Annotated in this window: 7 protein-coding genes; 4 read left to right on the forward strand and 3 right to left on the reverse strand. The window is 41.9% G+C overall.

Annotation, left to right across the window (positions count from 1 at the left end):
- The first annotated feature begins 15 nt into the window (after positions 1 to 15).
- The 3 genes from ACE1CD_RS03030 to ACE1CD_RS03040 are packed head-to-tail and all read left to right on the forward strand — an operon-like array spanning position 16 to position 8,300.
- A complete protein-coding gene (locus ACE1CD_RS03030) occupies positions 16 to 6,165 on the forward strand; it encodes an AAA family ATPase (protein WP_374821500.1) in 6,150 nt (2,049 codons plus the stop codon).
- Positions 6,166 to 6,167: 2 nt separating this feature from the next.
- The gene (locus ACE1CD_RS03035; RefSeq protein ID WP_374789342.1) at positions 6,168 to 6,554 is read left to right on the forward strand and encodes a response regulator; all 387 of its coding nucleotides are present in this window, start codon (positions 6,168 to 6,170) and stop codon (positions 6,552 to 6,554) included.
- A 3-nt stretch (positions 6,555 to 6,557) separates the two neighbouring features.
- Positions 6,558 to 8,300: a response regulator gene (locus ACE1CD_RS03040; RefSeq protein ID WP_374821503.1), complete on the forward strand. Its 1,743-nt coding sequence runs from the start codon at positions 6,558 to 6,560 to the stop codon at positions 8,298 to 8,300.
- A gap of 187 nt (positions 8,301 to 8,487) precedes the next feature.
- On the opposite strand, the gene ACE1CD_RS03045 is transcribed toward ACE1CD_RS03040, so the two are convergent.
- The 3 genes from ACE1CD_RS03045 to ACE1CD_RS03055 all read right to left on the reverse strand — a co-directional run bounded on the left by ACE1CD_RS03045 (position 8,488) and on the right by ACE1CD_RS03055 (position 9,441).
- Positions 8,488 to 8,661 carry a hypothetical protein gene (locus ACE1CD_RS03045; RefSeq protein WP_374789340.1) on the reverse strand — a complete coding sequence of 58 codons (174 nt, stop codon included), beginning with the start codon at positions 8,659 to 8,661 and terminating at the stop codon, positions 8,488 to 8,490.
- Between the two features lie 302 nt (positions 8,662 to 8,963).
- Positions 8,964 to 9,251: a hypothetical protein gene (locus tag ACE1CD_RS03050; RefSeq protein ID WP_374789339.1), complete on the reverse strand. Its 288-nt coding sequence runs from the start codon at positions 9,249 to 9,251 to the stop codon at positions 8,964 to 8,966.
- Between the two features lie 43 nt (positions 9,252 to 9,294).
- A complete protein-coding gene (locus tag ACE1CD_RS03055) occupies positions 9,295 to 9,441 on the reverse strand; it encodes a hypothetical protein (protein WP_374789338.1) in 147 nt (48 codons plus the stop codon).
- Between the two features lie 16 nt (positions 9,442 to 9,457).
- On the opposite strand from ACE1CD_RS03055, the gene ACE1CD_RS03060 reads away from it, so the two are divergent.
- Complete coding sequence (locus ACE1CD_RS03060; RefSeq protein WP_374821506.1) at positions 9,458 to 11,299, forward strand: AAA-like domain-containing protein; 1,842 nt, start codon at positions 9,458 to 9,460, stop codon at positions 11,297 to 11,299.
- The last annotated feature ends 273 nt before the right edge of the window (positions 11,300 to 11,572 follow it).

An 11,572-nucleotide genomic window follows, 5' to 3' on the forward strand; every position in this document is an offset into this window, starting at 1 on the left:
CAGATCTTAAAAAAAATGTTAAATATTTCAGGAATTCTCGTCACCGAACAAGTGTATGAAAGCGGCAATTCCCTGGTTTATCGAGGCTACCAGCAGGAGTGCGATCGCCCCGTGATTCTCAAAATGCTAAAAGATGCCTATCCGTCACCGGAACGCATCGCTTGGATTAAGCGAGAATATGAAGTGACCCGCAATTTGAAGAAGCCGGGAGTCGTGGAAGCTTACGCCCTTGTTAGCGATCGCGATCGGCTGGTGATGGTTTTAGAAGACTTTGGCGGCGACTCTTTAGCCATTTTAAAACTTGCAGGCAAATTAAACTTAGAAGATTTTCTGAAATTAGCGATTTCCATCACCGAAACTTTAGCTGAAATTCACGCCGAAAATATTATTCACAAAGATATCAATCCTAGCAATATCGTCTTGAATCCCTCCACCGATATAGTCAAAATTATCGATTTTAGCCTCTGTACCGTACTTTCGCGAGAAACTACCTCATTCCGCAATCCCAATTTGTTGGAAGGTACGATAGCTTATATTTCTCCAGAACAAACAGGACGAATGAATCGGGCGATCGACTATCGCAGCGATTTTTATTCGTTAGGCGTCACATTTTATGAATTGCTCACAGGAGAGTTGCCGTTTCAAAGCGATGATTTCTTAGAATTAGTTCACTGTCACATTGCCAAACAACCGCAACCTCCTCACGAACTGCGAAAAGATTTGCCACCAATTGTCTCGGAAATTGTATTAAAGTTAATGGCAAAAAACGCCGAACAACGCTATCAATCTGCCTACGGAATTAAAGCTGATTTAGAAACTTGTTTGTCCGCTCTGCAAACCAAAGGGCAAATAGACTCATTCCCTCTCGCCAGTCAAGATGTTTCGGACAAATTTAAAATCCCCGAGAAATTGTATGGTAGGGAAAAAGAAGTAGAAATTTTACTGACAGCTTTTGAAAGAATTGTAGGGGTACGAGATTATGAAGCACAGCAGGCGGGAGAAGAGGAGAATATAATCTCTGAATCAAAAACCCAAAATCCCAAATCCCAAATAGAATTGATATTAGTCGCTGGCTATTCAGGCGTGGGTAAATCTGCCTTAGTGCGAGAAGTTCACAAACCGATTACTGCCAAACGAGGTAATTTTATTGCGGGCAAATTTGACCAGTACCAGCGCAATATTCCCTACTATGCGATCGCACAAGCATTCAATGACTTCTGCAATCAACTCCTCACCGAAAAATCAGCAATTTTAAATGTATGGCAGCAAAAAATCCTCGCCGCAGTCGGCAAAAACGGACAAGTTTTAATTGATGTTATACCGAACTTGGAAAAAGTTATCGGTAAACAGCCGCCCGTTGCTTCTGTGGGTACACAAGAAGCTCAAAATCGTTTCAATTTAGTCTGTCAAAAATTCGTCAAAGCAATTTGTCAACCAGAACATCCCCTAGTTTTATTCATCGACGACTTGCAATGGGCGGATAGTGCCTCCCTTAACCTAATCAAAACAATTATCAGCGATAAGGATATTCAAAATTTACTCATCATCGGGGCTTATAGAGACAACGAAGTAGATGCAACTCATCCGTTGATGATGAATGTAGAAGAAATCAAAAAACAGCAAATTATTGTCTCATTGATTCATATAAATAATCTCACATTATCAGATGTAAATGCTTTAATTGCTGATGCCTTATCCTGCCAACATAGTGTCAGTCAACCCTTGAGCGATTTGGTTTACTCCAAAACGCAGGGTAACGCCTTTTTTACAACTGAGTTTTTAATATCGCTAGCGGCTGAAGGTTTATTAACTTATTCCCAAAACGAGCGAAGGTGGCGCTGGGATGTGACAGAGATTCAAGCCAAAAACATCACCGAGAATGTGGTAGAATTCATGGCTGCCAAGATAGTAAAATTAGCACAAATTACCCAAAAAATATTGCAATTAGCTGCGTGTATCGGTAATTGTTTTGATTTATTCACTTTAGCAATTATCTCTCAAAGCCAACCGAGTAGCGTGTTGTCAGAGTTGTTTCCGGCGCTGCAAGAAGGTTTGGCGATCCCTGTGAATGAAAAATATCAATTGTTGGCGAGTGTAGATGATAGTTTAGCCAGCGAAGTAAAGTTTAAATTCCTGCACGATCGCGTTCAACAAGCCGCCTATTTTTTGATAAGAGAAACTCAAAAACAACAAACGCACTTGCAAATAGGACGTTTGTTGTTAGAGAATTGCGATCGCACAAGCTTAGACGAAAACATTTTTGATATTGTTAATCACTTCAATAAAGCAATAAACCTGATTTACGATCGATCTGAAAAAGTCAGATTAGCTGAATTAAACTTGCTCGCGGGTAAAAAAGCGAAAGCTGCGGCGGCTTACATTTCATCAGTTGAATATTTGAATGCGGGACTGAACCTCTTGGCAGGCGATCGCTGGCAAACTGAGTATGACATTAATTCTGTTCGCTTAACCTCTCCCCCAACCCCTATCCTACAAAAAGAGGGGAGTTTACTTCCCTCCTTCCCTTGCAGGGAAGGGGGGTTAGGTCTCCTCATCTTAGCGCTGCACGAAGAAGCAGCCGAAGCTGCATACTTTTCCGGCAACTTTGACCAGATGAACCAATTGGCAAATGTCGTCCAAAATCGCGCCAAAACAGTTCTGGAAAAAGTGAAAGTTTACGACCTCAAAATCCAAGCTGCCGTCGCGCAGGGTAAATACAAAGAAGCCATTAAAATTGGCCTGCAAGTACTGAAGATGTTGGGCTTAAAGCTGCCAAATTCGCCGCCAACACTGAATATTTTGATGGCACTACTAAGAACAAAATTAACTTTGTTAGGTAAAAGAATTGAAGACTTGGCAGAATTACCTGAAATGACATCTCCTCAATATTTAGCAGCCATGACTCTGCTATCTAGGATAACTTCTGCCGCCTATATAAATGCACAAGAACTTTTTTTGTTGATTACGCTATCGCAGGTTAATTTATCTGTCAAATATGGCAACACAATATTGTCTGCCGTTGGTTATGCTGCTTACGGAATAATTCTCTGCGGAGTGCTGCAAGATATCGAGTCTGGTTATAAATTTGGCAAATTAGCTTTAAGTTTGGTGCAACGGTTAAATGCTGAAAAAATTAAAGCCAAGGTATTCGATGGATTTGCCGCTCACATCATGCACTGGAAAGAGCATCTCAGGGAGACAATACCAATTTTAATTGAAAGTTATCAAAGCGGAGTAGAAACTGGAGAGTTTGAATTTGCTAGTTATGCTGCGTTTGCAGCGTGCGAACATTGTTATTTTAGCGGCTGCGAATTGATGGAAGTAGAACAGCAGACGGCGATATACAGTCAAGCCATAAGTCAAATCAAGCAAGAAAATCCTGCTAATTGGACTGCGATATATCGGCAGGTAGTTCTTAACTTGCTTGGTCAGGGTGAAAATCCCAAACTTTTAATTGGCGATGCTTACAACGAGGAGCAATGGCTACCGCAAGCTATTGCAGCAAATGACCGAACTGGGCTTCACTTTTTTTATCTAAATAAACTGATATTATGTTATCTGTTTGGGGATTATCGCCAAGCCGCACAAAATGCTGTTTTGGCGGAACAGTATTTAGATGGGGCGACCGGAACTGTAGCTGTCCCAATTTTTCATTTTTATGACTCTCTAGCTCATTTGAAGATATGGACTGATGCTTCTATTTCTCAAAAAAAGGCTTTCCTGAATCGTATAAATAAAAACCAAAAAAAGATGCGGAAATGGTCGCATCATGCCCCAATGAATCACCAGCACAAATTTTATCTGGTCGAGGCATTAAAAAGTGAAATTTTAGGGAAATTCGCCACAGCCATAGATTTTTATCAAAAAGCGATTAAATGTGCCAAAAATAACGGATTTATTCAGGAAGAAGCATTATCATATGAGCTAGCGGCAGAGTTTTATTTGGCGCGGGGCATGGATGAAATTGCACAGACCTACATGACTAAAGCCCATTATAGCTATGTGCGCTGGCAAGCGCAGGCAAAAGCCGCAGATTTGGAGCAAAAATACCCAGAATTTTTTGCCCAAAAGCCTCAAACTATAGCTAAGATTAGCACAACTACTTTAGACACCAGCACGCAAACATCTAATGCTTTAGATTTGACTAGCGTCTTCAAAGCTTCCCAAGCAATTTTGGGTGAAATTGTGCTAGAAACTCTGTTAGCAAAAGTCATGAAAATTGTGATTGAAAATGCAGGAGCAGAAAAGGGTTATCTGATTTTAAATCGCCCTGAATCGCCAGAAAAAGAGGATGGAGAATGGGTAATTGAAGCAGTGGGAAATCTGGCATCGGATGAAGTTTCAGTTTTACAGTCCCTACCTATTCAAAAGGTGGTCAGCAGCGGCGATAAGCCATTGATTTGTAATGCGATCGTCAATTATGTTATTCGTACCAAAGAAAGCGTTGTTTTGAACGATGCTGTCAATGAAGGAAATTTCATTAGCACAGCGTACATCGTCAAACAGCAGCCGAAGTCTGTGTTATGTGCGCCGCTACTCAATCAAGGCAAACTTATAGGTATCTTATATCTAGAAAATAATCTAACTACAGGAGTATTTACACCAGATAGATTGGCAGTGTTGAATATATTAGCATCGCAAGCAGCTATTTCCATTGAAAATGCCAAACTTTACGCTCAAGTGCGCCACAGCGAAGCAAAATTAACTCAACTATTAGAAGCCTTACCCGTCGGCGTTTCTGTTCATAACCCGACTGGCAAACTTTCCTATATCAATGAAAAGGGAAAGCGTTTACTAGGTGAAAATGTTAGATCGGAGGAGACAGGAGAAATATTAAATTCGGCCAATCGAGTTTATATTGCGGGAACCGATCGCCTCTACCCGAGCGAGCAACTGCCAGCCTTGCGAGCTTTAAAGGGGGAAACTGTGACAGTTGATGATATGGAAATTCACCAAAAAGACCGGATAATTCCTTTGGAAGTACGTTCAATCCCGGTTATTGACGAACGCGGAAACATTCTCTACTCTATCAATGCTTTTCACGATATCACAGAGCGCAAACAGGCAGAAAAAGTATTGGCAGATTACAATCGTACTTTAGAAATGCAAGTCCGGGAACGTACCCAAGAACTATCGCAAGCACTTGAAGATCTGAAAGCTACCCAAGAAGAATTAATTCACTCAGAAAAAATGGCAGCTTTGGGGCAATTAGTGGCTGGTATCGCTCACGAAATTAACACTCCTTTAGGTGCAATTCGAGCTTCTAGCGGTAACTCTGCCAAAGCGCTTGAGGAGTCGCTAACTCAAATTCCCCAACTATTCCAACGCCTGGATAGCCAACAACAAGCCGATTTCTTCGCCTTGCTCGATCGCTCGGTGCGTAGCAATACTCAAATCACCACGAAAGAACAACGCCAATTAAAAAAAGCTTTAATTCAGCAGTTAGAAGAAAAGGAAATTGCCAATGCCAGAAACATTGCCGACAACTTGGTTGATATGGAAATTTACGATCGCATCGATCCATTTTTACCTTTGCTGAAACATACCGAAGCCAACTGGATTTTGCAACTCGCGTACAACTTGTCTCGCCTGCAAAGTAACAGCAAAAATATTCTCATCGCCGTCGAACGCGCCTCCAAAATTGTGTTTGCGCTCAAAAGCTATACCCGCTACGACTCTAGCGGCTCCAAACAGGTAGCGCAAATTAGCGATGGTCTGGAAACGGTGTTAGAACTATATCACAATCAACTTAAGCAGGGGATCGAAGTCGTCCGGAATTACCAGCCATTACCTGCGATCGCCTGCTATCCCGACGAACTGATGCAGGTGTGGACAAATCTAATTCACAATGCCATCCAAGCGATGCAGAGTAAAGGCAGACTGGAAATAGGCGTTCTTCAGCAGGAGGATTATGCGATCGTGCAAGTGATAGACTCTGGTTGTGGGATTTCCCCAGAGATACTACCGCGAATATTTGAACCTTTCTTTACCACCAAACCTCCTGGTGAAGGAAGCGGCTTAGGGTTAAATATTGTTAAAAAAATTATCGATAAGCACGAAGGTCGAGTAGAGGTAGAAAGTAAGCCGGGACAGACTGTATTTAAGGTATGGTTGCCCATTGGCCAAAACAGCGATCGCGATAATCCGAAAATCCGGGCAAATTAACTATGTCTAACAAAGCCATTTTATGCGTTGATGACGAACTCTTAATTTTAGAAAGCCTGAAAGAGCAGTTACGCAGGATATTTGGCAACAAATATCTGTATGAAGTAGCCGAAAGCGGTAACGAAGCCTGGGAAATTCTTCATGAATTGCAAGCAGATGATGTCGAAGTTTTAGTTATTATTACCGATTGGCTCATGCCAGGAATGAAGGGTGATGAATTCTTGATTAAAGTTCATCAAAAATTCCCCAAAATCATCAAAATAATGCTAACCGGTCAAGCCGACGCAACAGCTATAGAGCGAGCCAAAAAAGAAGCCAACCTTTTCTGTTGTTTACGCAAACCCTGGACTGAACAAGAATTAGCCCAAACCATTCTTTCTGGACTATAACAGATGAGTACCAGTGCAATTATCTGTGTTGACGATGAGCCATTCGTTTTACAATGTCTCAAGGAGCAATTAAAGCGTTTCCTGGGAGATACTTATCTTATTGAAATCGCTGAAACCGGAGAAGAAGCTTTAGAGATAGTCGAACAATTGCAGGCAGAGGGAATAGAAATTCCTTTGGTAATTGCCGATCAAATTATGCCAGGAATGAAAGGCGATGAACTGCTGATTAAGCTGCACAAAAAATATCCTAAAACTTTGAAAATTTTATTAACCGGACAGGCAAGCGCCGATGCTGTGGGTAATGCCGTCAATTATGCTAACCTTTATCGTTATATTGCCAAACCTTGGGACAAGACAGACCTCTGTTTGACCGTTAAAGAAGCGATTCGCAGTTACTTTCAAGATAAACAACTGGAAGAACAAAATCAAACTCTCCAAAAAATTAATTACGAACTGGCACAATTAAACAGTTGTTTAGAACAAAAAATTGCCGTCCGAACTCAGGAACTTCAACAAGCAAAAGAAGCCGCCGATCGCGCCAATCGTGCCAAAAGCGAATTTCTTTCCAAGATGAGTCACGAACTGCGAACACCACTAAACGTCATCTTGGGGTTTACCCAAGTGCTGAACCGCGATTTACGATTATCCGTTGAGCAGAAAGAACATTTGGATATCATCAGTAGCAGCGGCGAACATTTACTGTCATTAATTAACGATATTCTGGAATTATCGAAAATCGAGGCAGGTAGGGTAACGCTGACTGAAAATAGCTTTGACCTGCGCTGCCTGCTAGGAACTCTTGAAGATATGTTCCAACACAAAGCTCAATCCAAAGGTTTAGAGCTAATTTTTGAAATCTACCCAGATATTCCCCAATACGTAAAAGCAGACGAATCCAAATTGCGTCAAATCTTGATTAACCTGTTGGGAAATGCCATCAAATTTACAGAAAAAGGTAGTGTAAAGTTGCAAGTAAAAGCTCATGGTTCATCGCTATTAAGAATAAACAATCAAGCATCAACCATTAACAATTATCGTCTGTTGTTTGAAGTGGAAGATACTGGCCCCGGCATTGACCCTGAAGAAATAAACCTCCTATTCGCACCTTTCGGACAAACCGAAACAGGTCGAAAATCTGAGCAAGGAAGCGGATTGGGTTTACTAATTAGCAAGCAATTCCTACAACTGATGGGAGGAAATATCAGCGTTAGCAGTAGCGTGGGTATAGGCACAACTTTTAAATTCGATCTACCCCTGCACGTCACATCAACTGATGAAATTCGGACTGCCCAGGAAATCCCTAAAGTAATTCAACTAGCACCAATGCAACCAACTTATCGCATCTTGGTAGTTGATGATATTAAAGTCAGCCGCCTGCTGGTAGTCAAACTGCTAACATCTATTGGATTTGAAGTACAAGAAGCTGCGAACGGTCAAGAAGCAATTACTTTGTGGGAAAGTTGGCAACCTCATTTAATTTTTATGGATATACAAATGCCAGTCATGGATGGGTACCAAGCTACTAAACACATCAAAGGACATCATCTCGGTAAGGATACTGCGATCGTAGCCATAACTGCCAATGCCTTTGAAGAAGATCGGATTGCTATTTTAAAGGCAGGTTGCGATGCTTTTATCAGCAAGCCTTTTTCTGTAGAAGTAGTTTTAGAAAAGATCGCTAGATATTTAGGAGTGCGCTATCTTTATGAAGAAGAAACCACCTATTCGCAATTGACTTCGGCTTGATAAACTTGGTGTTCGATATTTACAAACCTCCGAGCGCGATCGAAAAAAAAGCCAGAGCATATCTGCTCTGGGCTTTATGTGTTTGCGTGAGGAGTAAGATGTATCTATTACAGCACTTAGGCAAAGAAACCCGGTTTCTATGAAAAATCCTGGGTTTGGCAACGATAAATCTCCGAAAAAACCGGGTTTATGGCCTGTCTTGCATAAGTTCTGTATCACCACCATATTGCTCGATCGATATGACGATGTTGTGACATAGATATTTCCATTCTGTGTCAGTACGTGCAGGTAAATAAACTTTAAAGATAGGGCGACGGGGCAAGGCTTCCCGCCCGCTATTTTTGATCTTATTTACACTCACCTACTTACTTTTCCAAAAGTATAAGTCTAAGAAAATAGCGGTAAGCAGAGAAAAAGAATCCATCCTGCTAACAGGAAAAAAGCCGATAAACCGAGCATAATCTCTAAAGACCATTGGATATTCAAGCTACCTAGAAGCGGAGTAGCAGAAATAAGCAACAGGACAATGAAAAGCAAAAATAGTAGAAGCATACTTTTTCTCGAAACGCTACTGGAAAGCCTCTACACATTAGCATAGCTTAGAAAACAGGACTTGCACTTCATCTTAAGGGTGAGCCGTAGCAGTAATCGAGGTATAGTTGCCTAGCGACTTCCGCCCGATCGCGTCGGTACAGGTGGAGGCGGTTCTTTTTGCTTTTTTGCAAAAACATCGATCGTCAAAAAACCCGACAAAATCTTAATGTTAGTTTTAAGTTCTGTGCTAATTCGTAAAGAACTATCACTTGGTAACTCTGTGGCGATCGCATCTGGAAAACTTGTTTGTGCATTCAAAGTATTGGCATTTACCGCTGGCATCAATACGATCGCCACGACTGCGCTACTATTGGCTAAGCTAGATAAAAAATTGTTATTAAAAAAACTTAACCTCATTTTTAAACACCCAAAAAAGACAACCTGATATGTTTTAAATATTTCAGGCTGCTTTTGGTGATAGTTTAGATGTGTAGTAAGACTCACGGCGATCGGCACTACCTTTGGTGCAATACACACCTGTGAAAGTGCCTACACGTTTGCTGCGCTTTGCCAGCGGATGAACTACAACTAGAAAATATGCCGACAATTTTCCCGTTCTGTGTATGAAGTTAGCGATCGCAAATCCAGCCGAATTCGCCAAAGCCTTCGCCAGTCTAACCGACAGACAGTATGAAGTATTGCAAAAAGTCTTGGCAGGCGAAAAAGATGCTTCCATCGCCGCCGAACTGCACATCACCAAAGATACAGTCAGAAAACATATTGAAAATATATGCAAGGCGTTTGGTTTGAACGACCCGGAAGAACCCGGTTCCTCACACCGCGCCGAACTGATTTCTATAATTGCTAAATACAGACCGGATTTATTTAAAGAAAAGCATCAAAATATCAAAAATTCCACATCTGTCTTGCTCAGTTCCTATCGGGCCACCGACTCAGATATGATGCTGATGACTAAGTTAGATGCTGCCTTAAAAAAGAACGGCTACCAAGTTTTTTCCGCCACTGGCAATTTGCGAATGGCTAGAAATGGGCTACAGCAAATCTATACAGCACTTAATAGTTGCGATTGCTTGCTGCTGCTATTGTCGCCGCTTTCTGCTTCCAGCGAAATGGTGACGGAAGAAGTGAGATTGGCGAAGACAAGGTACACTTCGACGGACGATCGCAAACCGATTATCGTCCCCATTTATATTAACTGTCCTTTCAGTTTGCTCAACCACGACTTGCGCGGTTATCTGCAAGGAATACCCCACTACGAATGGCGATCGCCCGACGATACAAACATCATTATTCAAACCGTTTTAAAGTTATTGGCATTAGGTGAAGAATCCGATCAGAGGCAGTTTACCAATTATCGATCGCCAATTTTCAACTATCAATTTCCCACCCAGCACGCAGTCACCCCCAATTATCCACCCCAACCAGTTGCAGAACCGGAATTACCCAGAGGACAAGTAGAACTTGCTTCTGCATTTTATGTGGAAAGAACGGGTATTGACGATCGATGTTACGAAGCGATCGTCAAACCAGGCGCGTTAATTCGCATCAAAGCAGCGCGGCAAATGGGGAAAACCTCCCTAATGGCGAGAATTCTGCATCGAGCATCCCAACAAGGCTATCGTACCGTACCTTTAAGCTTTCAATTAGCCGATAGTAAAATATTCACAGATTTAGACCTTTTCTTGCGTTGGTTTTGTGCCAACGTTGCTCTACAACTAGATTTACCAGATCGTTTGACCGAGAATTGGAACAGCATTTTTGGCAGCAAAGTCGCGTGTAAATCTTACTTTGAACGTTATTTACTCACCCACGATACCAGCCCTTTAGCCTTGGGTTTAGATGAAGTAGATGTCATATTTAGATATCCCGAATTAGCGGCTGATTTTTTTGCCTTATTGCGAGCATGGCATGAAGAAGCTAAAAATCGAGAAATCTGGAAAAAACTGCGTTTGGTAGTAGTTCATTCCACAGAAGTTTACGTGCCGATGGATATCAATCAATCACCATTTAATGTGGGGTTACCGATAGAATTACCGGAATTTAACGCACAACAGGTACGAGAACTTGCCTTCAGACACGGATTACCTTGGAGTGTTGCTGATGTTGAACAACTAATGGCAATGGTAGGCGGACATCCTTATTTAGTGCGCTTGGCTCTTTATCACATTGCCAGAAAGGAAATTGCGATCGAACAACTTCTCGAAACAGCACCTACCGACGCTGGACTCTACAGCGACCATTTGCGACGCCACTTGTGGCATTTAGAACAATATCCCGATTTAGCAGCCGCTCTCAAAAAAGTAGTGGATGCCGATGTTCCCGTACAATTAGAGTCTCTACAGGGATTTAAGCTGCACAGTATGGGACTTGTCTATCTCCAAGGCAATCAAGTTACACCGCGCTGCAATTTATACCGTTATTATTTCCGAGTTCGCTTATCCTGAACGCCTCGCAAAAATAGATTGAAAAAAAGGGTGTAAAGCCTCATTCTAAGCTTTGTCCGATCGTTGCTCAGCCAATCCAAAATCCAAAATCCTGGCATCGGCAGACCTCTTGCACAATCCCTAAAACACAGGACTTGACACTCTCCCGTTAAGCTGAGGCTATAACGGGAGATTCTTGCTTCAATGAGCGACCTTGCTTGAACATTGTTTCCAAGTTCAGGTAGAGGGTCATCTCTCCACAAGCGTTAATTTCGGTATGCCCTACCGTATTTG

Origin of the sequence: Aerosakkonema sp. BLCC-F183 (assembly GCF_041929145.1) — a bacterium.
In the GTDB taxonomy this organism is placed as follows: domain Bacteria; phylum Cyanobacteriota; class Cyanobacteriia; order Cyanobacteriales; family Aerosakkonemataceae; genus Aerosakkonema.

Coding starts and splice junctions, on each gene's coding strand:
- ACE1CD_RS03030 (WP_374821500.1), top strand. CDS start 16: ATGTTAAATATTTCAGGAATTCTCGTCACCGAACAAGTGTATGAAAGC.
- ACE1CD_RS03035 (WP_374789342.1), top strand. CDS start 6,168: ATGTCTAACAAAGCCATTTTATGCGTTGATGACGAACTCTTAATTTTA.
- ACE1CD_RS03040 (WP_374821503.1), top strand. CDS start 6,558: ATGAGTACCAGTGCAATTATCTGTGTTGACGATGAGCCATTCGTTTTA.
- ACE1CD_RS03050 (WP_374789339.1), bottom strand. CDS start 9,251: ATGAGGTTAAGTTTTTTTAATAACAATTTTTTATCTAGCTTAGCCAAT.
- ACE1CD_RS03060 (WP_374821506.1), top strand. CDS start 9,458: ATGAAGTTAGCGATCGCAAATCCAGCCGAATTCGCCAAAGCCTTCGCC.